Source organism: Constrictibacter sp. MBR-5, assembly GCF_040549485.1.
GTDB lineage: Bacteria > Pseudomonadota > Alphaproteobacteria > JAJUGE01 > JAJUGE01 > Constrictibacter.
Genome location: NZ_JBEPTK010000001.1, coordinates 86855 through 110644 on the forward strand (window position 1 = coordinate 86855; position 23790 = coordinate 110644).

A 23790-nucleotide genomic window follows, 5' to 3' on the forward strand; every position below is an offset into this window, starting at 1 on the left:
GCCTACTCGTAGCGCAGGGCTTCGGCGGGGTGCAGCTTGGCCGCACGCCGCGACGGGAAGATCGTCGCCAGCATCGACAGCCCCAGTGCCATCAGCACGACGGTCGCCACCTCGCCGGGATCGACCTCGGCCGGCAGACGGGAGAGGAAGTAGATCTCGTCGGGGAACAGCTTCGTTCCGGTCAGCGTCTGCAGGGCGCTCCGGATGCTCTCGACGTTCAGGCTGAAGACGAGGCCGAGAACGAAGCCGGCGATCGTCCCGGCGAAACCGACGGCCGACCCGCTGAGAAAGAAGATCCGCATGATCATGCCGCGCGTGGCGCCCATGGCGCGCAACACGGCGATGTCGCGCCCCTTGTCCTTCACCAGCATGATCAGGCTGGAGATGATGTTGAACGCGGCGACCACGATGATCAGCGTCAGGATCAGGAACATGACGTTGCGCTCGACCTCGAGCGCGTTGACGAAGGTGGCGTTCGACTGCTGCCAATCGAACACGCGCGCATCCGGGCCGAGCGCCTGACGGATCGCCGTCCCCACGGCCCGCGCCTCGTCGGGATCGGCGACGGTGACCTCCAGGTTGCTGACGGCCTCGGGCAGCTGGAAGAAGAGCTGCGCCGCCGGCATCGGCATGAAGATCATGCTGTTGTCGTATTCGAACATGCCGACCTCGAAGAGGCCGACGATGCGGTAGCCGCGCATCCTGGGAACGCTGCCGAACGGGCTGATGCTGCCCTGGGGCGCGACGAGGTTGAGCACGTCGCCCGGCCCGACGCGCAGGCGCCCGGCCAGTTTCGAGCCGACGAGGATGCCGTCCTCCTCGCCGAACTGCGACAGGGCGCCGTTGAGAACGCCTTCGGCGATGGTCTTGCGCTTGGCGAGATCCTCGGGGCGGAGGCCGCGGACGAGCGCACCGGAGGCGGAGCCGCCGGCGGTGACCATGACCTGGCCTTCGACGGTCGGCGTAACCGAGACCACGCCGTCGATCTGGCGCACCTTGTCGGCCATTGTGTCGAAGCCGGTCATGCCGCCCATGGCGCTGTAGACGGAGACGTGACCGTTGACCCCCAGCACCCGGGTCATCAGTTCGCCCCGGAAACCGTTCATCACAGACATGACGATGATCAGCGTCGCGACGCCGAGGGCGATCCCCAGGAGGGAGAACCACGCGATCAGCGAAATGAAGCCCTCGCGGCGGCGCGCCCGCAGATATCGGAACGCGACCATGCGCTCGAAGGGGGAAAAGATCATGCGTCGCCCGCGATGCGCGCCAGCGCCGCGTCGAGCGGTATCTCGTCGCGCTCGCCGCTGCGGCGGTACTTCAGTTCCACAATGCCCGCCTTGACGCCGCGCGGGCCGATCGCGAGCTGCCAGGGCAGCCCGATCAGGTCCATGTCGGCGAACTTGACGCCCGCCCGCTCGTCGCGGTCGTCGTACAGCACCTCGATGCCGGCGTTCTTCAGCTGCGCGTAGGCATTCTCGCAGGCCGCATCGCAGGCGGCGTCACCGCTGCGCAGGTTGATCAGGCCGACGGCGAACGGCGCGACGGCTTCGGGCCAGACGATGCCCTTCTCGTCGTGGTTCGCCTCGATCATCGCGCCGACGAGGCGCGACACGCCGATGCCGTACGAGCCCATCTCGGCCGGCACCTGCCCGCCCTCCGGGGTGGTCAGCATGGCGCCCAGCGCCTTGGAATATTTGGTGCCGAAGTGGAAGATGTGGCCGACCTCGATGCCGCGCGCCGTGACCAGCTCGTCCTCGTCGACGGGGCAGGTCGCCGCGTCGTGCTTCTCGTCGGTCGCAGCATAGAGGTCGGTGAAGGATGCGATGACGTCGTCCAGGTTCTGATCGTAGCCGACGTCGTCGCGGCGCAGATCCAGTGTCAGCCACTGCCGGTGGCAGAAGACTTCGCTCTCGCCCGTATCGGCCAGAATGATGAACTCGTGACTGAGGTCACCGCCGATCGGCCCCGTATCCGCCGCCATGGGAATGGCGCGCAGGCCCATCCGGTCGAACGTTCGCAGGTAGGACAGGAACATCTTGTTGTAGGAGTGCCGCGACGCCGCGAAATCTATGTCGAAGGAATAGGCGTCCTTCATCAGGAACTCGCGGCCGCGCATCACGCCGAACCGGGGCCGCACCTCGTCACGGAACTTCCACTGGATGTGATAGAGCATCAGCGGCACCGACCGGTAGCTCTTCACGTAGTAGCGGAAGATGTCGGTGACCACCTCCTCGTTGGTCGGACCGTAGAGCATGTCGCGCTCGTGACGGTCCTTGATGCGCAGCATCTCCTTGCCGTAGTCGTCATAACGGCCGCTCTCGCGCCACAGGTCCGCGGACTGGATCGTCGGCATCAGCATCTCGTGCACGCCCGCACGATCCTGCTCCTCCCGGACGATCTGCTCGATGCGCCTCAGCACGCGGAAGCCGAAGGGCAGCCAGGAGTAGATGCCGGCGGACGCCTGCTTGATCATGCCCGCGCGGAGCATCAGCCGGTGCGAGACGATCTGCGCCTCGGCGGGCGTCTCCTTGAGCGTCGGCAGGAAATAGCGGGACAGGCGCATTCGGCACTCGTGATGCGGGATGCCGCCGCACGGTGCGGACGGCGCGCGACTTTAGGAAATCGCGGCGACCGGCGCAACGAACCGCGCAACGAAAAGCAAAAGGGGCCGCCCTTGCGAGCGACCCCTCCGCCGGATCAGGAGATCCTACTTCTTGTACGTGTCCTTCACCGAGACGCCGGCAGTGGCGTCGGCGTTGTATTCGGGCTGCGTCTTCAGCTGATCCTTGGTCATGGAGACCGCCAGCCCCTCGCTGCTCTTCGTCGCCTCGTCATAGGGGACGGTCACTTCCTTCTCGCCGATCCCGAGGAAGCCGCCGACGCCGACGATGAGGACCGGCCGCCCGTCAACCATGACGACGTCGTTCACTTCACCGATGTCCTCACCCGAGGCGTTGCGCACATCCTGGCCGATCAGCGCGTGGAGTTCGCCCTGGTCGTAGGTGGTCTTCGCGGTCGAACCCATACCGCCGCCGGTGGCACTGCCCTGCGCCGCCTGCGAGCCCGTGCGGGCCGGATCGGAGCCCGTCGTATCCGTCGTACCGGAGGCGGCGGTGCCGGCCGGGCTGGCACTGCGGTCGGTGCCCTGCATACCGCCGCCGGTCGCGCTGCCCGATGTCGCGGCGGAACCCGTGCGGGTAGCGTCCGCGCCAGACGCCGGGTTGGTCTCGGACCCGGCCGCGCCCGTCGTCATCTGGCCGCTGCCCGTGGTCGACGTCGCCCCGCCACCGCCGGTGGCGCTGCCGCTGACCGCGGCGCTGCCCGTGCGGGACGGATCGCTTCCGGTCGTCGTCGAATCGTTGGCGGCGAGCGCCGGACCGGCCATCAGCACTGCGGCGAGGCTTGCCGTGGTCATGAGCTTGCGCATCGTCTAAACTCCTTTTCGGATCCTGGTGGACCGTCTTCAAGTGCGTGCCGCCGGGCGCGTCGTGCCCAGCAACGTGGCTAAACAACAAGGCCGCCTCCAAACGGTTCCCGCCGACGACAGACGCTCCGCGCTTTCTCGGTGCGGCCGACGCCGAGCCGGGAAAGTGGCCGATTTCCGCGGATCGCCGAGGTTGGCAGGGCGGCGGCGATGCGTTAGCCTCACTGAAAAATCCGGATCTTTATTAGGGAAGACTCACGTTGAAATCGGCCACGCCCTTCGTGGGCCCGCAGCCTTGAGCGCACTTCTCGATGTCCGTGACCTGACCGTCGACATTCCTCTCGCGTCAGGCATCCTGCACCCGGTCCGCGGCATCTCCTTCTCGATTGCGCGCGGCGAGACCCTCTGCATCGTCGGCGAGTCCGGCTGCGGCAAATCGCTGACGTCGCTGGCCCTGATGGACCTGCTGCCGAAGCGGGCGCGCCGCACCGCCACGACCCTGTCGCTCGGCGATCAGGACCTGCGCGGCCTCTCTCAGAACCGCATGTCGGAGCTGCGCGGCAACCGGATGGCGATGATCTTCCAGGAGCCGATGACCAGCCTGAACCCGGCCTACACGATCGGGAACCAGTTGGAAGAGGCTCTGCTCCGGCACCGCAAGGTGCCGCGCCGCGAGGCGCGCGAGCGCGCGGTCTACCTGCTGGAGAAGGTCGGCATCGCGAATGCCGGCGGACGGCTCGGTCAGTATCCCCATCAGCTCTCGGGCGGCCTGCGGCAGCGGGTGATGATCGCCATGGCGCTGATGTGCGGGCCGGAGCTGATCATCGCCGACGAGCCGACGACGGCGCTCGACGTGACGATCCAGGCGCAGATCCTGCTGCTGCTCGCCGAACTCCAGCGCGAGTTCGACATGGGCCTGCTGCTGATCACCCACGACCTCGGCGTCGTCGCTCGCGTCGCCGACCGCGTGGCTGTCATGTATGCGGGGCAGATCGTCGAGCAGGGAACGGCGAAGGAGGTCTTCGAGGCCCCGCTGCATCCCTACACGCGCGGCCTGATGAACTGCATTCCGATCCCGGGCAAGACCGCGCGCGGCTCCCACCTGGGCTCGATCCCTGGCCTGGTCCCGAACCTTGTGGGCGACCTGCACGGATGCGCCTTCCGCGACCGCTGCCCGCATCGCCGCGACATCTGCGAGAACGACGTCGCGATGCGCACGCTGTCGGACGGGCGCGCCTATCGCTGCGTGATGGAGCCGGAGGAATCAATGCGCGAAGGCGCCGCGGTGCTGGAGGCCGTGTCTTGAGCACCGTCCTCGAAACCCGCGACGTCCGCCGCACCTTCCGGATAGGCGCCGGCATGTTCCAGCCCAAGAAGACGCTCCACGCCGTCAACGGCGTGTCGATCAAGGTCGAGAAGGGCGAAGTGCTGGGGCTGGTCGGCGAGTCCGGCTGCGGCAAGTCGACCCTGGCGAAGATGCTGCTCGGCCTGCTGGAGCCGACCGGCGGCGACGTTCTCTTCGACGGCCGGCCGCTCTACGAGATGGACCGGCTCGCTCGTGCGCGCCGCGTGCAGCCGATCTTCCAGGACCCTTACTCGTCCCTCAATCCGCGCAAGCGGATCGACGACATCGTTACCCTGCCCCTGCGGGTCCACAAGGTCGGTGACCGCGCCGACTGGCGGCGCAAGGCCGAGGAAATGATGGACTTGGTCGGCCTCGCCCGGCGCTACCTCACCGCCTATCCGAGCCAGCTCTCGGGCGGCCAGCGCCAGCGCGTCGCCATCGCCCGCGCGCTGATCATGCGGCCGGAGATGGTCATCTGCGACGAGCCGACGTCGGCACTGGACGTCTCCGTGCAGTCGCAGATCCTGAACCTTCTGCTCGACCTGCGGAAGGAACTGGGGCTGACCTACGTGCTGATCAGCCACAACTTGGCGGTGGTCGAACATCTCGCGACGCGGGTTTCGGTCATGTATCTCGGCCGGATCGTCGAGGAGAAGGAAACGGACGATCTCTTCCGGGACCCGCAGCATCCATACACCAGCGCACTGCTGAAATCGGTGCTGACGCCGGAACCCGGCCTGGGCGTACCCGATACGCACATGGGCGCGACCTTCCCCAACCCGATCGCGCCGCCGCCGGGCTGCACCTTCCACCCGCGCTGCCCGGACGCCATGCCGCACTGCAGCCGCATCGCCCCCTGGCCGGTGCCGAAGGCCAGCGGCTTCGCCGAGTGCCACCTCTACACCGACGCCGACGAAAACACCCCGACGGGCACCGGCGAGAAGCGCCGTGCCGAGATGGGAACCGCTGGAGCTGCCGCATGACCACGCCGACCGAGATGTGCGACATCAGTGCCGTGGAACTGCGGCGGATGATCGGTACGAAGGAGATCTCGCCGGTCGAGCTCCTGGAGTCCTGCATCGGACGCATCGAGGCGGTAAACCCGGCGGTCAACGCGCTGGTCGCGATGGACCTGGACGCCGCCCGCCGCGCGGCCCGCGAGGCCGAGAAGGCCGTGATGCGCGGCGACGAGTTGGGCGTGCTGCACGGCCTGCCGACGGGCGTGAAGGACCTGAACGACACAGCCGGCCTGCGCACCACCTACGGCTCGCCCATCTTCGCCGACCACGTACCGGAGAAGGACGAGCGCATGGTGGCGGCCGTGCGGGCCGCCGGCGCGGTTATCGTCGCGAAGACCAACACGCCGGAGTGGGGCGCCGGCGCCAACACGCGCAACCCGGTCTACGGCGCCACCGGCAACCCCTTCGATCCCAAGCGCATCTGCGGCGGCTCCTCAGGCGGCTCGGCGGTGGCACTCTCGCTCGGGATGCTGCCGGTCTGCACCGGCTCCGACACTGGCGGGTCGCTGCGCATCCCGGCCGCCTTCTGCGGCATCACCGGCTTCCGTCCCTCCCCCGGCACCGTGCCGTCCGACAAGCGCGGCTTCGGCTGGGCGCCGATCTCGGTCCAGGGCCCGATGGGCCGCACCGCGGCCGACGCGTCGCTCATGATGGCCGCACAGGCGGGTTTCGACTCCTGCGACCCCTTCTCGACGCCGATCGACGGCATGTCGTTCCGCACGCCGCAGCCCGTCGACCTGGGCCGGCTGCGGGTCGCCTATACCGAGGATCTGGGCTTCGCCCCCGTCGACAACGACATCCGGGCCGCCTTCCGTTCCAAGGTGCGGGCGTTCAAGGGGCTGTTCCGCGAGTGCGTCGAGGCGACGCCCGACCTGGGCGACGCCAACGACGTGTTCGAGGTGCTGCGCGCGGTCGGCTACCTCGCCCGCTACAAGGCCTGGTACGACGAGGATCCGGCGAAGCTGGGCGCCAACGTCCGCGCGAACTACGAGCAGGGTCTCAGCATGACCCTTGCCGACTTCTCCCGCGCCCATTCGGAGCAGACCAAGGCCTATCGCCGGGTCCAGGCCTTCTTCAAGGATTTCGACCTGCTGCTCTGCCCGGTGACGCCGGTGACGCCGTTCCCCTGGACGCAGCTCTACATGACGCACATCAACGGCGAGAAGCTGCGGACCTACTTCCACTGGCTCGCCCTCACCTACGGCATCACGAACACCGGCCATCCGGCCTGCGCCGTGCCATGCGGTGTCGACCATGAAAGCATGCCGTTCGGCCTGCAGGTGGTCGGGCCGCACAAGGGCGACGCCTTCACGCTGGGCGCCGCGCACGCGCTCGAGCAGGCGTTCGCGGCCAAGCCGGAACTGGCGCGACCGATTCCGGACCTGTCGAAGCTGAACGGCGTCGTGAACGACTTCCGCGTCTAGGCGCGTCGCAGTACCGCCCTTAACGGCTTTTTCACCGTCGGCACGGTAGCTGAGAGGACGGCGTCGCGGACGCCGCCTTTCGGGCCGGGCCATGTCAGCGATCGAGGCCTCTCGGGACGTTCGGGTCGATTTCCTGCGGGGAATCGCCCTGCTTGTCATCTTCGTCGATCATATCGACGGCAACATCCTCGCCCGCGTGACCTACCGCCTGTCCGGCTTCGCCGACGCGGCGGAATGGTTCGTCCTGCTGTCGGGCTACGTCGTCGGGATCGCCTACAGCCGGTCGGTGGAGCGTAACGGCGGGTTCCGGACGCTGGCGAAGGCCTGCCATCGTGCCGGCGAACTCTATGTCGCCCACATCGCGACCCTCGGGATTGCGCTCGCCCTGTTCCATCGCCTGCATGCCGGCGCGTCCCCCCTGACGCTCGGCTCGCTCGACTACACCTATCTGGCCGACAAGGGCCTCACGGCGCTGTGGGAGGTCCTGACGCTGAAGCACCTCCCGACGCTGTTCGACATCCTGCCCGCCTACATCCTCTTCATCCTGGCGGCGCCGACCTACCTCGTCGCCCTGCGCCGCTTCGGCTGGCGCGGCCCGCTGGCCGCGAGCGCCGCGGTCTACACCGTTCCGCTGATCTTTCCCGGCGCCAACCTGCCGAACCTGCCGGACGGTCATTGGTATCTGAACCCTCTGTCCTGGCAGTTCCTGTTCTTCATCGGCGTCTCGGCCGGCGCCTGCGGCTGGCTGCGCAAGGACCTCAACGCGCGGCCGCACCGGCTGATGCGCGCCGCACTGGCCGTCTTCGGCACCGGGTTCGTCGTGAAGGCCGCGGTCGTGCAGACCACCCACGACGCCAGCCTCGTCCCCTGGGTCGGCAAGGTCGCGCTGGAGCCTATCCTGCTCCTGCACTTTCTCAGCCTCGTCTATCTGGTGCTCTGGCTTCTGCCGCGTCGCGCCCCGGTTCTCGCACGAGCCTGGGTCGGGCCGCTCATGACCTGCGGCCGGCACCCTCTGCCGATCTTCTGCGGCGGGCTCGTCCTGTCGGTGGCGGGATCGGTGCTGGTCGCCGACCATCCCGGCCTGACGACCCAACTCGGCGTCAGCGTCGCCGGCTGCGCGGCCCTATGCGGCCTCGGGTGGTTGATCGATATGGCCACCGGTGCCGGCGGCGGCCGCGCTGCCGCAGCAATCGCGCCGGCTGCGGTGCGGGACGGCCCTGCGGCACGGGGCGGCGAACAGGCGCAGGAAAGGCGACGCGCCGCCTGATCCGGATGCCGCCCGCCTACCAGCCCTTCTCCACGATCTGCCAGCCGACCTCGGCCAGCTCGCGCGCCTTCTTGCCGCGCTCGATCGCCTGCGGCGAACTGGCGTTGCCGTCCAGGCCGCGCCTGTACACGCCCTGGGCGATGGCGCCCAGCCGGAACAGGGAGAGCACCACGTAGAACGGCCAGTTGTCGATACCGCTGCGGCCCGTCCGCTCGCAGTAGGAGGCCACATACGCCTCCTCGCTCGGGATGCCGGACGACGCAGGCATGTCGCCGAGGAAACCGCGGTGCGAATCCGGCACGTGCCAGGGCAGGCAGTTGTAGGCGATGTCCGACAGCGGGTGGCCGAGCGTGCCCAGTTCCCAATCGACCACCGCGAGCACGCGCGGCTCGGTCGGGTGGTAGATCATGTTCTCCAGCCGGAAGTCGCCGTGCACGACGGTCGTCTCGTCGGCGTCCGGCATGTTCTCGGGCAGCCAGCGGATGAGATTCTCCATCGCGGGAACCTCTTCCGTCTTGCTGGCCTCGTACTGCTTGGACCAGCGCGAAACCTGCCGCTGGCAATAGCCGCCTTCGCGCCCGAAACCCTCCAGGCCGATCGTCTTGTAGTCGACCCTGTGCAGGGCGGCGATGGCCGCGTTCATCGCATCGTAGATCGCCGTGCGCTCCGACGGCGCCATGTCGGGCAGCATGAAGTTGCGGAAGACGCGGCCCCGCACATGCTCCATGACGTAGAAGGCCTGGCCGATGACGCTCTCGTCCTCGCACAGCACGTAGGGCCGCGCGACCGGCACGTCCGTCCCGTAGAGCGCCGAGATCACCTTGAACTCACGGTCCACCGCATGCGCTGACGGCAGCAGCTTGCCCGGCGGCTTCTTGCGCATCACGAAGGTCTGGCCCTTCGCGTCGGTGATCATGAAGGTCGGATTCGACATGCCGCCGATGAACTGCGACAGCGTGATCGGACCCTTCAGGTCGGGAATATGATCGAGAAGATAGCGTTCGAGCGCCGCTTCGTCGAAGCGGTGCTGCGGCATCACGGGCTCGGCGTCCGTGGTCGAGGTTACAGCGATCTGCGCGGTCATTCTCTTCGCTCCGTCGTTGCCGCCATCCTTGCCGCCGAGGCGGCGGGGCGCAAGGCCCTGCCGGACGGCAACAGGCGACAATCCTGGATGGTGCGCGCGGCCGGCTCCGCGATCAGTCCGACGTCGACAGGGCGTGGGCAATCGCCGTCTTCAGGGTGTCGGGCTCGAACGGCTTCGTGATCACGAAGGCGGGCTCGAGCGTCCTGCCGGTGAGCAGCCGCTCCGGAAAACCTGTCACGAAAATGACCGGCATCTTGGCGGTCTTGAGGATCTCCTGAACCGTCTTGATGCCGTCGTCGCCGTCGGCGAGCTGGATGTCGGCGAGGATCAGGTCCGGCGAGGTCTGCTCGACCAGGGCGATGGCCTCGCTCTGTCGCGCCGCTGTTCCGGTCACGTTGTGGCCCATCTCGCGCACGATCTCGGCATTGTTGAGCGCGATGATCGCGTCGTCCTCGATGATGAGAATGTTGGCCGTGGTCCGCTGCGACAGGTCGGCCCGCGCCTTGCGCATCAGCGCCTCGACCTCGGCCACGTTCGTGCCGAGGATGACGCCGGCTTCGGACGGCAGGAAACCTTCGACCGACACCAGAAGGAGCGCCTGCCGCTCCCGCGACGGCAGTGAGGCGAGGCTGCGCTTGACCCGGCTGTCCAGATCGATCGTCGCGTCCTCGGGCGCAACCGAATCCACGGCCGACCAGACCGCGTGGAACCGCGCGAACAGCTCGACCCGAACATCCTTGGCCACCCGGATGCTCTCCGGCTCCTCGACGATCGCCTCAAGGCAGGCGCGGACATACTCGTCCCCCCGCTCCTGCGAGCCGGTCAGCATGCGGGCGTAGCGGCGCAAATAGGGCAGGTTGACGAGGATCTTGTCCTGAATGTCAGCCATGTCTGTTCGATTCCTTGCGAGATGACTTCAAGGCTACCCCGTAACGGGCCCTCGTGACCATGCGAAACAGCCGCACGAGCGAGGCACGCACCCCGGGCAGATGGCGATCGCGACGCCGTGCGGCCAGTCGCCGTTAGCGTCGTTCGCCCAGGGCGCAGTGCAGCGTCCCCCGCCGCGGAGCGGAGAACGACGACATCAACGCCGCCCGGCGAACCCGGTTCGCCCTATCCGACGTGGTTCCGGAAGAATGCGAGCGTCCGCTCGCGCGCGACCTTTGCATTCTCCGGACTGAAGTCCGCGCGCTGGTCGCAGTTGAAGCCGTGGCCCGCCGCGTAGACGTGGACCGTCACCTCGGGGTGCGCCGCACGCACCGCCTCGACGTCCGTCATGGGGATGCTCTTGTCGGTTTCGCCGAAGTGCAGCATGACGGGGCACTTGGGCGCCTCGTCCTTGAAACCGGCGATCTGGCCGCCGTAGTAGCCGACCGCGGCGTCCACGCCGTCGATCCGCGTCGCCGCCAGCCAAGCGAGCGAACCGCCCCAGCAGTAGCCGACCGCTCCCACCTTACCGTGGGGCTTAAGCGCCGCGACGGTGGCGGCCATGTCCATAACGGCCGCGTCCCACGGCACCTTGGCGCGGACGTCACGGCCCTTCTGGATGTCGTCGGGCTGATAGCCAACCTCGAAGCCCTTCTCGGCCCTGTCGAACAGCGCCGGCGCCAGCACGAAATAACCGTCCTGCGCGTAGCTGTCGGCGACGCTGCGCATGTGGCTGTTGACGCCGAAGATCTCCTGGATGACCAGCAGCGCCCCGCGGGGCGTGCCGGACGGTTTCGCCTGATAGACGTCGAACCGATGGCCGTCCTGCGCCGTCAGCTGAACGATCTCGCCCATGGTCTTCCTCCCTCTGCGGTGGCAAGAGTGTAGCCGCCCGCGGCCCGTGCCGCAAAAGGCAGTGGCGGCAGCCATCCGCACGGGCTCGCGGGCGGCGCCGGCTGCCGATATAAGGGAGGGAATGACCGGACACATCGGGAGGCGAAGATGGGCGAAACAGAGGATGCGGCACTGCCGCTGAAGGGCATTCGGGTGCTCGAGGTGGGCCAGGCGCTGGCGGGTCCGCTCGCCGGCTCGATCCTCGCGGACATGGGCGCCGAGGTGATCAAGGTCGAGAAGCCGGACGGCGGCGACGACGGCCGGACCTGGGGCCCCCCCTTCGCCGAGGACGGCGCCTCGCTGTTCTTCCACGCCTTCAACCGCAACAAGAAGTCCGTCACGCTGGACGTTAAGGATGCCGGCGACGTGGCGCGGCTGAAGGCGCTCGCCGCTGAATCGGACATCCTGATCCAGAATCTCCGGCCCGGAATCGTCGACGAACTCGGCATCGGCCCGGAGGCGCTGACCGCGGTCAACCCGCGCCTCATCTACTGCTCGATCTGGGCGTTCGGCTACAAGGGGCCGATGCGGCTGAAGCCGGGATACGACCCGCTGCTGCAGGCCTTCGGCGCCGTGATGACCCTCACCGGCCGCCCGAGCGACCCGCCGACCTTCCAGGCGCCGGCGATCAACGACAAGGCGACGGGGATGTGGTGCGTGATCGGCGCCCTTGCGGCGCTGCAGCAGCGCCATGCGACCGGCAAGGGCTGCGTCGTCGACACCTCGCTCTTCGAAACCGCCGTCAGTTGGGTCGAGAGCCAGGTCAACAACTACCTGGAGACCGGCAAGACGCCGGTTCGGCACGGCGCCGCGAGCGCGGTGCTGGCGCCCTACCAGGCGTTCGAGACGGCCGACCGCCCGATCTGCATCGCCGCCGGCAACGATCGCATCTTCGTGCGCATGGCGAAGGAGATGGGACACCCGGAATGGCCGCAGGACCCGCGCTTCGAGAACGGCCCGAAGCGGGCGGGCAATCGCGACGCAATCGTCGCTGCGGTGCAGGAGGTGCTGCTGACCGCCGGGCGCGACGAGTGGATCGCCCGGCTGGAGAAGGTCGGCGTGCCGGTCGCCCCGATCAACGACGTCGCCGAACTCGCCGCGGCCGAACAGACCCAGATCATGGGCATGATCCAGAAGGAGCCGGAAACCGGCCGCTCGATCGTCGGCCTGCCGATCTCCTTCGGGCAGCGGCGCCCGGCGATCCGCACCCGCTCGCCGAAGCTGGGCGAGCACAATGAGAGCGTCCTGCAGCGCACCAAGCCGGATGCTGCGGAGTAGCAGGCTTCACCGCGCCGGCCACGAGAACGGAACAATCGGCTACCGTCCGGGGTTTGCTCCCCGGAACGGCCGCCGGGCCGTTCGGACAGAGAGAGTGACCGACGATGCTGAAAGCGCTGCTGTGGTTCGTGATTATCGTGTTCGTGATCGGCCTGCTGGTCATCTTCGGACTGCTCGACCTGATCTTCTGACGCGGCGGTTCGATGCGGGCGCTTAAGGCCCCTTCAGGCTCAGCGCGCGCCCCGCATCAGCTTCTTCGTCTCGGCCCGGGCGAGTTCGTCGACGCGCTCGTTCTCCGCGTGGCCGGCATGCCCCTTCACCCAGACCCATTCGAGTTCATGGCCGGTGACGGCGGCATCGAGCCTGCGCCAGAGGTCTTCGTTCTTGACCGGCTGCCGCGCGGCGGTCTTCCAGCCGTTGCGCTTCCAGTTGGCGATCCACTGCATGATTCCGTCACGCAGGTAGCGGCTGTCCGTGTGCAGCCGCACCTTGCACGGCCGCTTCAGGGCTTCCAGCGCCGCGATCGCCGCCATCAGTTCCATGCGATTGTTGGTGGTCATCGCCTCGCCGCCGGCCAGTTCGCGCTCCGTGCCGCCGTGGCGCAGGATCGCCCCCCAACCGCCCGGGCCCGGATTGCCGCTGCAGGCGCCGTCCGTGTAGATGTCGACGGTTCCCGTCACAGTCCGTAGTCTCCCGGTCCGGTAACGCTGCGGTGGAAACGCAGCTTGTGAAGATATTCGACGGGGTCCTTCGGCGTGACGAAGGCGCCCTCCTGCCGGTTCAGCCAGTCGAAGAGCCGGGTCAGCAGAAAGCGCAGCGCGCTCCCGCGCGCCAGGATCGGCAGGGCCGCCAGTTCGTCCTCCCCCAGGGGGCGGACGCGACCGTAGTTCGACAGCAGAAGGCGGGCCTTCGTCGCGTTGAAGCTGTTGTCGCGCTCGAAGCACCAGGCGTTCAGGCACACCGCGATGTCGTATGCCAGAAAATCTTCACAGGCGAAGTAGAAGTCGATCAGCCCCGACAGCCGGCCGTCGATGAAGAACACGTTGTCCGGAAACAGGTCGGCATGGATAACGCCGCGCGGCAGATCCTGCGGCCACGCGGCGGCTAGCTCGTCCAGTTCCCGTCCGATCTCGTCGGCGAGGCCGGGCCGCACGGTATCGGCGCGGCCGCGAGTGGCCTCCACCAGGCGCCGCCACCCGTCGAGGGACAGGTCGTTCGCCCGCCTCAAGCCGAAATCGCGGCTCGCCAGATGCATCCGCGCCAAACCGGCCCCCAGTTCGGCGCAGTGGCCCGGCTGGATCCGCCGCGGCCACAAGCCGCGCAGGAAGCTGACCAGCGCCGCCGGTCGTCCGCACAGGTGGCGCAGCGCCACGCCGTCGCGCCCGTGAATGGGCGTCGGGCACGGCACCCCGGCGGCGGCGAGATGGTCCAGCAGCCCCAGGAAGAACGGCAGGTCGGCCGGAACGACGCGCTTCTCGTAGAGCGTCAGGATGAAGGTGTCGCGATCCGTTTCCAGCAGATAGTTGCTATTCTCGACGCCCTCCGCGATGCCCTTGCAGGCGACGACACTGCCGATGTCGTATTCGGCGACGAAGGCTTGCAGATCCTCGTCGGAGACTTCGGTGTAGACGGCCACGGCGGCGTCAGGCGACCAGGACGCGTGGCAGTTTGAACTCCACGTTCTCGCGCGTGACGACGACGTCGCGCAGTTCGACCGTGAAGTGATCCCGGCAGGCCGCGATGACCTCCTCGACCAGGGTCTCGGGCGCAGAGGCCCCGGCCGTGAGACCCAGGGTGCGGACGCCTTCCAATGCCTTCCAGTCGATGTCGACGGCGCGCTGCACCAGAACGGCACGCGTGCAACCCGCGTTCTTCGCGACTTCGACCAGCCGGTTGGAATTGGAGGAGTTGGGAGCGCCGATCACGAGAAGGGCGTCGGCCTCCGGCGCGATCGCCTTCACGGCCTGCTGGCGGTTCGTCGTCGCGTAGCAGATGTCCTCCTGCTTCGGCGACTGCAGCTCGGGGAAGCGGCGGCGCAGCACGGCGATGATCTCGGCGGTGTCATCGACCGACAGCGTCGTCTGGGTGATCAGTGCGACAGCGCCGGGATCCGCCACCTCGACCCGTTCGGCATCGGCCACCGTCTCGATCAAGGTGATGCTGCCGTCCGGAACCTGGCCCATGGTCCCGACGACCTCGGGATGACCGGCATGGCCGATCAGCAGCATGTGCCGGCCGGTGCGTTCGTGCCGCTCCGCCTCGCGGTGCACCTTGCTGACCAGCGGGCACGTCGCGTCGACATAGAACAGCTTGCGCCGGGACGCCTCGGCCGGCACCGACTTCGGCACGCCGTGCGCGGAGAAGACCACGGGCACGTCATCCGGCACGTCGTCGAGCTCGTCGACAAAGATGGCACCCTTCGCCTCGAGCTGGCTGACGACGTAACGGTTGTGCACGATCTCGTGGCGCACGTAGACGGGCGCGCCGTAACGCGCCAGGGCGCGCTCGACGATCTGAATCGCGCGGTCGACACCGGCGCAGAAACCGCGCGGCGCGGCGAGCAGGATGGTCAGTGGCGGCAGTGTCATGCGGTCCGATCGCTGTCGCGCCCGGCGACAGGCGCTTGTGTGCCGGGCGTCGGTTCCGTAGCTTCCCGGCGGATCGGGCCGGGAGGTCAGAGAAACTAGTATAGCGACCTGCCGAAAGGAAGGTCGCGGATCGCAGTATGGGAAGCTGCGCCGAACGTCACCATATCATGCGGCGGCCGCATGGCCGCCAGGGTCAGCCTCATTGCGACGGGACGCGCATCAGCCTGTGACACATTTCGCCCGCACGACACCGCTCCGAGCCCTCGCAGCCTGCATGGCGCTGCTCGCCTTCGCCGGCTGCAGCTCGAACGACAAGACCGAGGCGACCGTGATGTGCCCCGAGTTGCGGGTGCCAGACGACGCGGCGGAACTCACGCGCTTTCGCCCGGGTGGCGCCGCGGACCTGACGGACGTGGCGTTCCAGGCGCGAATTTCCGGCACCGGCCTCAACTGCACCAAGGGGGACGGCCGCGACACCATCGTCGACGTAGCGATCGGCTTCGAGGGCGCGCGGGGACCGGCAGCCACCCAGTCCGCCTATCCGGTGACGTATTTCGTCGGCGTGGTGGGGCCGGATGGGGCGATCCTCAACCGGGAGAGCTTCAGCATCGAACTGCAGCTGCCCGACCGGCAGTCGCTCGACGCGCGCGTCGACGAGATCCGGGTGACGATACCTGTCGCCGAGGGCCGGGTCGCGGCGGACTACACACTCATCGCCGGGATCCAGATGACGCCGGACGAACTGAAGTACAACCGCGAGGTTCGCTGAACGGCGCGACGTCCGCTGAACGGCGGACGCGCCGCCGGCGGTGCCGGCAGCGCGTCGCTCGCCGATTACTTCACCAGCGCCTTGATGCCCGAGGACAGCGCGATCCGCCCTTCCCCGGTATAGGCCTCGTGGTTCGCGTCGATGGCGTCGAGCTTGTAGAGATAGTTGATCATCAGGCCGGCCGACTGGGCGATGCCCTTCTTGGAGACGTCGCCGAGCCAGTCCAGCCGTTCCATCCGCGCGCCGTTACTGAGATGGAAGTGCGCCACGGGGTCCGCCGCACGGCTGCCCGCGCGCTTCTCCTTGGCGAGATAGATCGCGCACTGGCGCAGCAGCGGCTGCTTCGCCGCCGCCGACAGCACGGGATCGGCGTGCCAGCCCGGCATCGCCAGGAGCGCCGCGAGGCGCGAGCCCTCCCCCTCCGGGATCTGCTTCAACTCGCCGAGCGCCTTGCGCTCCGCCTCGGTCAGCACGTCGTCGCCGTTCTCGGCCAGGCGGGCGTCGAGCCAGCGCCGAAAACCGGGAATCGGCGACAGGGTCGCGAACGTCTTCAGGTTCTTGAATTCGCCCGAAAGGTCGTCGACCACGCGCTTGATCAGGAAGTTGCCGAAGCTGATACCCGCCAGCCCCTGCTGCGCGTTCGAGATCGAATAGAAGATCGCGGCGTCGGCGGCGTTGGGGTCGGCGACCGGCGAATCCTCGTCGAGCAGCTCGTGGATATTGTCGGCCATCCCGCTGACCAGGGCGACCTCGACGAAGATCAGCGGCTCGTCCGGCATGCGCGGGTGGAAGAAGGCATAGCAGCGCCGGTCCGAATCGAGCCGGTTCTTCAGGTCTGTCCAGCCGCGGATCTCGTGCACCGCCTCGTAGGCGATCAGCTTTTCCAGAAGCAGGGCCGGCGAACGCCAGGTGATGCGGCGCAGCTCCAGGAAACCGACATCGAACCAGTTCGCCAGCACGCGCTTGAGGTCCGCCTCCAGCCCGCGCAGCGACGGCTCGTCGCGGGACATGCGCAGCAGCTCCGCGCGCATGTCGACGAGGAACTTCACGCCGTCCGGCAGGGCGTTGAACTGGGTCAGCAGCCGCACGCGCGGCGCCTCCAGCGCGTTACGCAGACGGTGCTCCGCCTTACGGCGGTCGGCGGGGTCGGTCGCAGTCGTCAGGGCAGCGGCGGCCGCATCGACCGCGTCGCGATCGACGTCGAATTCCTCGGCGAGCATCTTGAGGAAGCGCAGGCGCCCCGCCTCTTCCAGGGAGAGGTAGGCGCGGCCGAGGGCGGTCGCGCGGGCACGCGCCGTCACCTCGCCGCCACGCCCTTCCAGGCAGGCGCGCATATGTTCGCGGACCGCCGCGACATCGGAATCGGGAAGGTCCGGGCGCGTCTCGATCGGCTCGAGGCCGCGGCGTCCGGGGGCGATGTCGCGCAGGGCCTGCCGAAGCGAGGCCCAAGTGCGATCGAGGATTGTCGTGTTCGCGATCTGGCTCATGGCGCCGCCATGATCGGCGGGCGCCACGCCCACTGGCAAGTCCTTCGCGTCGACAGCGACGATGCTACGCAGCCACATGATTCGATCCTGTCAGATCCGCGTTAAAGCAGAATTACGCTGGTGTTTCAGTTTTGCGAGGACCGCCGGCAGCCTGTCCGGCAGATCCTCCGCGATGAGGCCCGGCCCGAAGGCCGCAGCGGCCGCTCCGTGCAGCCAGACTCCCGCACACGCCGCCTCGAAGGCTCGCATGCCCTGAGCCAGGAGTGCTACGACGAATCCGGCGAGCACATCGCCGGTTCCGCCCGTCGCCAGATCCGGCGGCGCGTTGGCGTTGATGGCTGCCCGTCCGTCGGGTGCCGCGACGACCGTATCCGGCCCCTTCAGCACGACGACAGCGCCGCTTCGCCGCGACCCGGCGCGGGCACGGCCGAGGCGGTCCCCCTGCAGGTCGGGGAAAAGCCGCCCGAACTCTCCGTCGTGCGGCGTCAGGACGGTCGGCGTCCGGGCGATGGCGCCGAACAGCGCCTGCGGCTCGTCCCGAAAGACCGTGATGGCGTCGGCGTCGAGCACCATCCGCCGCCCGGCGGCGAGGGCATCGAGGACGTGATCGCGCGTGCGACGGTCCGTCCCGCCACCGGGCCCGACCAGCACCGCGTTCCGACGCGCATCCTGCAGCAGCGCCCGGAAGGCGTTTGCGTCGGCCACCGGCTCGACCAGCGCGCCGGCCAGGGCTGTCGCATAGATCGGCACGACCGACGGATCGGCCGCGATGGTGACGAGGCCGGCGCCGGCGCGCATCGCCGCGCGGGCAGCCAGGCGCGCCGCCCCCGTCCGATGGCTGCCGCCCGCGATCAGGGCATGGCCGCGCGTATATTTGTGCGAAGCGTGCGACGGCCACGGATAGCCGCCACCCCAGAGGTCTGGCGTGTTCTCCCAGGTATCCGGCGCAAGCGCCGACAGGACCGAGGCGGGTATGCCGATGCCGGCAACCACCAGTTCGCCGCAGAGCTCGCGTCCCGGAAACAGCAGGTGGCCGGGCTTTGGCCGGAAGAAGGTGACCGTCAGATCGGCCCGGATCGCCGTGCCGCTTACCGCGCCCGTGTCGCCGTGCACCCCGCTCGGCACGTCGACGGCGACGACGGGAACGGCGCGGTCGCGCGCCGCGGCCAACGTCGCGGCCGCAACGCCCTCGACGGGCCGCGCGAGCCCGGCGCCGAAGATCGCGTCGACGATGAGTTCCGCCCCTTCTACGGCCTCCGGCGCCAGGGGAAGCAGCGCCCCGCTCCAGCGGGCGGCGTTCTCCGCCGCGTCGCCGGCGAGCCGGTCCCGGCTTCCAAGCAGCGCCACCCGCACCGGCCAGCCTGCCTCGGCGAGCAGGCGTGCGATGACGAACCCGTCGCCGCCATTGTTGCCTGGGCCGCACAGGATTAGCGCGGGCCTCGGCGTCCAGCGCCGGCGCACGGCGTCGGTAACCGCATCGCCGGCACGCTCCATGAGGACGATACCGGGAACCCCCGCCGCCACGGCGAGCGCGTCCGCCCGGTACATCTGTTCGACGCGCAGCAATTCGCCGGTGTGCATCTCAGCCAACACAGTCTTCCCCTGCGCGCCGTCAACGATCGTCACTAACGCGGGTTACGCCCCGGAACATGACGGTTGTGCTTCATTGCACAAGCGATGTTCCCTCATGTGCCGCATGAACCACGCTTATCCTCCGGCGGCGACAGGCCTGCGCCTTCACCGCATAGCGTACGGCGACTTGGCCGGGAGCGGCAGGACCGGCTCGTGCGGCGCCACGTGGGGCGGCCAGACCAGCTTCATGTCGCCGCCGATGTACTGGATGATTACCGGGAAGGCGCGGTTGTTCTGACCGGCCATTTCATGCTCGGGCGGGTTGAACCTAATGCCGTATCCCTGGGTCGTGCCGCCGTCCGGAATGTCGGTTTCCAATGCCGCCTGACGCAGGGCATCCGGCGTGATGCCGCCATGGTTCCGGATCGCGCGCGGTAGGACGTCGTTCAGGAAGGCCCAGGTGTGGCCGAAGCCGATGCTGGCGTGCAGGGTCAGCTGCTTGGCGCTGGGATTCGCGGCGAGGTACGCCTTCTCGAGCAGATTCGTCACCTCGGCGATCTCCGGCGCCATCTTGGCAGGATCGAGCAGCGTGGCGGCGACCGAATCCACGTCGAAGATGTGGTCGACGTCGTTGCCGAAGGCGGCGTAGAGCCGGTCGACTTCGCCATAGCCGGCACCGTGGCCGATCAGCACCTTGAAGCGCAGGCCCTGCTCGCGCCCCTGCCGCAGGAACAGGGTGATGTCGGGGTTGTAGCCGGTGTGCAGGATCACGTCGGGGCGGGCGCGCTTCAGCTTGGTGATCAGCGACGATAGATCGGGGGAGGTCGCCGCATATCCCTCCTTCAGCACCACCTGCATGCCGTGGCGCCTCGCCGCACGGTCGTTGCCCTCGGCCACGCCGACGCCGTAGGGGCCATCCTCGTGGATGATCGCGACCTTCAGGTGCTTCTTGTCCATGCCGAGCTTGCTCTGGCTGAACTCGGCCAGCATGTCGGGCGACATCTCGCCGAACTGGCCGCCATGCACCTGCGGGCGGAACACGTAGCGCAGGTGCCGGTCCTTGAGGACGGCCGGCGAGATGCAGGTGTTGATCCAGAAGAACTTCTTGGCCGTGTCGACCTTGGTCGCCAGCGGCACGCAATGGGCGCTGGAGAAGACACCCATGATCATGTCGACGCCGGTCTGCGTCAGCATCCGCTCGGCCTCGTTTATGGCCACGTCGGTCTTGCTCTGCGCGTCGGCATAGGTGGGCTGGATCCTGTAGCCCTCGGTGCCGCCGCGCGCGTTGACCATGTCGATCGCGAGCTTCGTGCCCCAGGCGTGGGTCTCTGACCCGCCGGCCGCGTACGGGCCGGAATAGTCGTAGATCACGCCGATCTTGATGACCTTGTCCTGCGCCGCCGCACCGCCGGCCAGCGGCAGCAGGACAGCGGCCACCGCCGCGGCGGCGATCCTGCGGATCGACCTCGTTCCGTGCATCGCGCTTCCTTCCCTGCGGGGCGCGGTCCTTAGTTGCCACGCGTCCTGTTCTTATCCAAGCGCAACTATGGTCGGATTAGCTTACGCAGTCGTCAAGTCGACCAAGAGTGGATAGCCGATCGGGACTAATGTTCTATTGGGGCGGACGCGGCGGCTCGCGCAGTATCCAGGCCATGGCGATGGCGACGATGCTGCAGATCGGCAATATCGACAGTGCGGTGCGGAAGGTCGCGGCGTCGTACACGCGCGCACCGTCCACCACCGCACCCTCCCAGTTCAGGTCGAGCAGCAGGCCGACGACCGGCTGCAGGATGGCGCCGCTGAGCATCACGGCGGTGTTGGAGAAGCCGATCGCCGCACCGCTCGCCCAGGGCGGGTTGTGCTCCTTGGCGCAGACGAAGTTGAGCAGCATGCAGCACGAGACCGCGCCGTTGATCAGCAGCACCGCCGAGATGGCGACCAGGCTGAGGTCGGTCAGCCAGATGATCGCGGCGTTCGTGCAGAAGGACAGCATACTGCCGACGATCATGATCGGCCGCCGCGCCCCCAGCCGGTCGGACAGGAGACCGATCAGCGGTGCGCACAGGCCCCAGCCGACGAAGGAGAGCGACACGGCCCCCGCCGCCGTCGGCCGGTCGAGGCCGTAGACGGCCTGCAGATAGGACGCGCCCCACAGGCTGGTGAAGGCGAGCATCGGGCCGGTGATGAAGAAGCCGAAGCCGGCGGCGAGCCAGGTCTGGGGATTGGACGCGACCACCTTCAGGGCACCCGCCAAGCCGACCGTCGACCGCCGGGCCGACGGTCCGTCGCGGGCGGTGAGCCACATCGCTACGGCCAGGGATGCGGACAGCGCCGCCGCCCCCAGCATCACCGAGCGCCATCCCGTCGTCTGCAGCAGCGCCGCCAGGGGCGCCGCCCCCAGCACGGCACCGGCCATCGCGCCCGCCTGGGCCATACCGGTCAGCATCGCGAAGCGCCGCGCCGGAAACCAGGTCGTCGCCACCGCGAGCGCCCCGACGAAGCTGATCGCGCAGCCGGCGCCGATCAGCAGCCGCCCCGCGTAAGCGACGACGAGCTGGTCGGCGACGGCGAAGACGAAGCTTCCGGCGGCGCACACCAGGGCGGCCCCCGTCATCAGCCGGCGCGGGCCGAAACGGTCGAGCAGCAGGCCGACCGGAATTTGCAGCGCCGCATAGGCGTAGAAGTAGAAGGCCGAGAGATTGCCGAGCACCGCCCCGCCGACGGCGAAATCGCGCATCAGGTCCGAGACCATGACGGCAGGCGCCACGCGCTGCAGAAAGGCGTAGCAGAAGAACGCCACGGCAAAGCCGAAGGCGAGCCACGCGAGCGCGCCGGGCGCGCCGGGCGCGCGCGCCTCTTCCAGTTTCACGGACACGCCCGCTACCCCCGCCCGCCTCAGCCGGCGTTCGAGGAGAACGCGGGAGGCGCGAGGCGGCCTCCTGTGGTTATCGGGCGGTGCATCACGATTCCCTCTCGATGGGCCGCCCGGGCGCGGCGGGGTGCGAGAATAGTCCGCACAATTGCCCCATGAAAGCGTTGCCTGCCCCCGGTCGACTGGCTAGGCTCGCGCCCTCTCTGCAAGGCAGGCAGCACCGACGAGGGAGCACCTCCGCTTGACCGATTCCGCCTTCGTGGGCCCCGGCCCCGACGCCGAGTTCCAGAGCTACCTGGAGCACGGCAAGTTCATGATCCAGCGGGTGAAGGAGACCGGCCGGCACGTCTTCTATCCGCGCGTGCTCGACCCCGAGACCGGCTCGCCCAACCTGGAATGGGTGGAAGCCTCCGGCCTCGGCACGGTCTATTCGACCAGCGTCGTCCGCCAGCGCCCGCCGGCGAAGGACTACAACGTCGCCCTGATCGACCTCGCCGAAGGACCGCGGATGATGAGCCGGGTCGAGGGACTGGCACCCGACGCCGTGACCATCGGCATGCGCGTCAAGGCGAAGATCGTTCAGGAAGACGGCGCGCCGCTGATCGTCTTTGAGCAGGCGTAGGAAGGACCGACCCATGGCACATCCCCTGCGCGGCAGCAGCGCCATCGTCGGCGTCGGCCGGGCCGGCTGCGGCAACAGCGGCGGCCGTTCGCACCTGGAGCAGATCGGCGAGGCCGTCCACTACGCCCTCGAAGAGTGCGGCCTGAAGAAGTCCGACATCGACGGCGTCTGGAACGCCAACCTCGTCAACTTCATGCCGGCCCTGACGATTCCGGAATATCTCGGCATCAGGCCGAAGATCTCGGACGGCACCAACCTCGGCGGCTCGTCCTTCCTGTCGCACATGGTCATGGCGGCGGCGGCCATCAAAACCGGCCTCTGCGAGGTCGCGCTCGTCTGCTACGGCAGCGCCCAGCGCAGCCAGGGCGGCAAGCTGCAGACCAGTTCCGACCCCGCCCCGTACGAGTATCGCTACAAGCCGCGCAACCCGCCGACGACCTATGCCCTCGGCGCGGCGCGGCACATGTACGAGTTCGGCACGACCCGCGAGCAGCTGGCGGCGGTCGCCGTCGCCGCCCGGCAGTGGGCCCTGATGAACCCGGAGGCGTTCACGCACAAGGACGGGCCGCTCACCATCGAGGACGTGATGAGCAGCCGCATGGTCTGCGACCCTCTGACCGTGCGCGACTGCTGCCTCGTCACGGACGGCGGTGCGGCGCTGATCATGACCAGCGCCGAGCGGGCGAAGGACCTGAAGCAGAAGCCTGTCTACCTGCTGGGTGGGGCCGCCGCGACGCACAACCGTGCCGTCTCGTCGATGCCGGACATCGTCAACACCTGCGCCCAGGAATCCGGCCGCCGCGCCTTCGACATGGCCGGCATCACGACCAGGGATGCCGACGTGCTGGCGCTCTACGACGCCTTCACGATCAACGTCATCCTGCAGCTCGAGGACCTGGGCTTCGTCAAGAAGGGCGAAGGCGGGCCGTTCGTGGCGAGCGGCGCCATCGGTCCGGGCGGCGCGCTGCCGGTCAACCCGAACGGTGGGGGTCTTGCCGACGTGCATCCCGGGATGTACGGCATGTTCCTGACGATCGAGGCGGTCCGCCAGCTCCGGGGCACGTGCGGCCCCCGCCAGGTGAAGGACGCCAAGATCGCCGTGTGCCACGGCAACGGCGGCAGCTTCTCCAGCCAGGCGACGAACGTCCTTGGTACCGAAGAGACGCTCTAGCCCGATAGAAACAGAGGCCCGCGGAACCCGCGGACCCGTCCATC

At 68.4% G+C, this 23790-nt stretch carries 22 protein-coding genes; 9 read left to right on the forward strand and 13 right to left on the reverse strand.

Features of this window, described 5'->3' with window-relative positions; all coding sequences use genetic code 11:
• Positions 1–2: 2 nt before the first annotated feature.
• The 3 genes from ABIE65_RS00440 to ABIE65_RS00450 all read right to left on the reverse strand — a co-directional run bounded on the left by ABIE65_RS00440 (position 3) and on the right by ABIE65_RS00450 (position 3430).
• Entirely contained in the window at positions 3–1250 is a 1248-nt protein-coding gene (locus ABIE65_RS00440) for a lipoprotein-releasing ABC transporter permease subunit (RefSeq protein WP_354074836.1), read from the reverse strand.
• Positions 1247–2566 carry a proline--tRNA ligase gene (gene proS / locus ABIE65_RS00445; RefSeq protein WP_354074837.1) on the reverse strand — a complete coding sequence of 440 codons (1320 nt, stop codon included), beginning with the start codon at positions 2564–2566 and terminating at the stop codon, positions 1247–1249. The genes ABIE65_RS00440 and proS overlap by 4 nt, the downstream gene beginning before the upstream one ends.
• A gap of 144 nt (positions 2567–2710) precedes the next feature.
• A complete protein-coding gene (locus ABIE65_RS00450) occupies positions 2711–3430 on the reverse strand; it encodes a PRC-barrel domain-containing protein (protein WP_354074838.1) in 720 nt (239 codons plus the stop codon).
• A 292-nt stretch (positions 3431–3722) separates the two neighbouring features.
• Between ABIE65_RS00450 and ABIE65_RS00455 the strand changes: the two genes are divergently transcribed.
• From ABIE65_RS00455 to ABIE65_RS00470, 4 genes are all read left to right on the forward strand, one after another.
• The gene (locus tag ABIE65_RS00455; protein ID WP_354074839.1) at positions 3723–4733 is read left to right on the forward strand and encodes an ABC transporter ATP-binding protein; all 1011 of its coding nucleotides are present in this window, start codon (positions 3723–3725) and stop codon (positions 4731–4733) included.
• Entirely contained in the window at positions 4730–5755 is a 1026-nt protein-coding gene (locus ABIE65_RS00460; RefSeq protein ID WP_354074840.1) for an ABC transporter ATP-binding protein, read from the forward strand. Before ABIE65_RS00455 ends, ABIE65_RS00460 begins: the two co-directional genes overlap by 4 nt.
• Complete coding sequence (locus tag ABIE65_RS00465; RefSeq protein ID WP_354074841.1) at positions 5752–7215, forward strand: amidase; 1464 nt, start codon at positions 5752–5754, stop codon at positions 7213–7215. The genes ABIE65_RS00460 and ABIE65_RS00465 overlap by 4 nt, the downstream gene beginning before the upstream one ends.
• Before the next feature lie 91 nt (positions 7216–7306).
• Positions 7307–8482 carry an OpgC family protein gene (locus tag ABIE65_RS00470; RefSeq protein WP_354074842.1) on the forward strand — a complete coding sequence of 392 codons (1176 nt, stop codon included), beginning with the start codon at positions 7307–7309 and terminating at the stop codon, positions 8480–8482.
• 16 nt (positions 8483–8498) lie between these two features.
• On the opposite strand, the gene ABIE65_RS00475 is transcribed toward ABIE65_RS00470, so the two are convergent.
• The 3 genes from ABIE65_RS00475 to ABIE65_RS00485 all read right to left on the reverse strand — a co-directional run bounded on the left by ABIE65_RS00475 (position 8499) and on the right by ABIE65_RS00485 (position 11348).
• Positions 8499–9566 (reverse strand): phosphotransferase, encoded by a 1068-nt coding sequence (locus tag ABIE65_RS00475; RefSeq protein WP_354074843.1) that lies wholly within the window; start codon positions 9564–9566, stop codon positions 8499–8501.
• A gap of 112 nt (positions 9567–9678) precedes the next feature.
• Positions 9679–10455, reverse strand: a complete 777-nt coding sequence (locus ABIE65_RS00480) for a response regulator (protein WP_354074844.1) — start codon at positions 10453–10455, stop codon at positions 9679–9681.
• A gap of 224 nt (positions 10456–10679) precedes the next feature.
• Positions 10680–11348, reverse strand: a complete 669-nt coding sequence (locus ABIE65_RS00485) for a dienelactone hydrolase family protein (RefSeq protein ID WP_354074845.1) — start codon at positions 11346–11348, stop codon at positions 10680–10682.
• A gap of 147 nt (positions 11349–11495) precedes the next feature.
• Between ABIE65_RS00485 and ABIE65_RS00490 the strand changes: the two genes are divergently transcribed.
• Both ABIE65_RS00490 and ABIE65_RS27830 read left to right on the forward strand, forming a co-directional pair.
• Positions 11496–12665, forward strand: a complete 1170-nt coding sequence (locus ABIE65_RS00490; RefSeq protein ID WP_354074846.1) for a CaiB/BaiF CoA transferase family protein — start codon at positions 11496–11498, stop codon at positions 12663–12665.
• Positions 12666–12769: 104 nt separating this feature from the next.
• Positions 12770–12856: a small membrane protein YohP gene (locus ABIE65_RS27830; RefSeq protein ID WP_502918497.1), complete on the forward strand. Its 87-nt coding sequence runs from the start codon at positions 12770–12772 to the stop codon at positions 12854–12856.
• A gap of 39 nt (positions 12857–12895) precedes the next feature.
• Here ABIE65_RS27830 and rnhA read toward each other — a convergent pair whose 3' ends face one another.
• From rnhA to ispH, 3 genes are read right to left on the reverse strand one after another with little or no spacing between them, the layout of a single operon-like run.
• Complete coding sequence (gene rnhA, locus ABIE65_RS00495; RefSeq protein WP_354074847.1) at positions 12896–13345, reverse strand: ribonuclease HI; 450 nt, start codon at positions 13343–13345, stop codon at positions 12896–12898.
• Positions 13342–14301 carry a homoserine kinase gene (locus ABIE65_RS00500; protein ID WP_354074848.1) on the reverse strand — a complete coding sequence of 320 codons (960 nt, stop codon included), beginning with the start codon at positions 14299–14301 and terminating at the stop codon, positions 13342–13344. The genes rnhA and ABIE65_RS00500 overlap by 4 nt, the downstream gene beginning before the upstream one ends.
• A 7-nt stretch (positions 14302–14308) precedes the next feature.
• Positions 14309–15253: a 4-hydroxy-3-methylbut-2-enyl diphosphate reductase gene (gene ispH, locus ABIE65_RS00505; protein WP_354074849.1), complete on the reverse strand. Its 945-nt coding sequence runs from the start codon at positions 15251–15253 to the stop codon at positions 14309–14311.
• A gap of 274 nt (positions 15254–15527) precedes the next feature.
• Here ispH and ABIE65_RS00510 point away from each other — a divergent pair, with 274 nt between their 5' ends.
• The gene (locus ABIE65_RS00510) at positions 15528–16022 is read left to right on the forward strand and encodes a hypothetical protein (RefSeq protein WP_354074850.1); all 495 of its coding nucleotides are present in this window, start codon (positions 15528–15530) and stop codon (positions 16020–16022) included.
• Between the two features lie 65 nt (positions 16023–16087).
• On the opposite strand, the gene ABIE65_RS00515 is transcribed toward ABIE65_RS00510, so the two are convergent.
• The 4 genes from ABIE65_RS00515 to ABIE65_RS00530 all read right to left on the reverse strand — a co-directional run bounded on the left by ABIE65_RS00515 (position 16088) and on the right by ABIE65_RS00530 (position 21956).
• The gene (locus ABIE65_RS00515; RefSeq protein ID WP_502918498.1) at positions 16088–17509 is read right to left on the reverse strand and encodes a malonyl-CoA decarboxylase; all 1422 of its coding nucleotides are present in this window, start codon (positions 17507–17509) and stop codon (positions 16088–16090) included.
• A gap of 90 nt (positions 17510–17599) precedes the next feature.
• A complete protein-coding gene (locus tag ABIE65_RS00520; RefSeq protein WP_354075680.1) occupies positions 17600–19090 on the reverse strand; it encodes an NAD(P)H-hydrate dehydratase in 1491 nt (496 codons plus the stop codon).
• Positions 19091–19246: 156 nt separating this feature from the next.
• A complete protein-coding gene (locus ABIE65_RS00525; protein WP_354074852.1) occupies positions 19247–20560 on the reverse strand; it encodes an ABC transporter substrate-binding protein in 1314 nt (437 codons plus the stop codon).
• Positions 20561–20693: 133 nt separating this feature from the next.
• The gene (locus ABIE65_RS00530; protein WP_354074853.1) at positions 20694–21956 is read right to left on the reverse strand and encodes an MFS transporter; all 1263 of its coding nucleotides are present in this window, start codon (positions 21954–21956) and stop codon (positions 20694–20696) included.
• 238 nt (positions 21957–22194) lie between these two features.
• Between ABIE65_RS00530 and ABIE65_RS00535 the strand changes: the two genes are divergently transcribed.
• On the forward strand, positions 22195–22575 hold the full coding sequence (locus ABIE65_RS00535; RefSeq protein ID WP_354074854.1) for a Zn-ribbon domain-containing OB-fold protein: 381 nt from the start codon (positions 22195–22197) through the stop codon (positions 22573–22575).
• Positions 22576–22588: 13 nt separating this feature from the next.
• Positions 22589–23746 (forward strand): acetyl-CoA acetyltransferase, encoded by a 1158-nt coding sequence (locus ABIE65_RS00540; RefSeq protein WP_354074855.1) that lies wholly within the window; start codon positions 22589–22591, stop codon positions 23744–23746.
• Positions 23747–23790 lie beyond the last annotated feature (44 nt).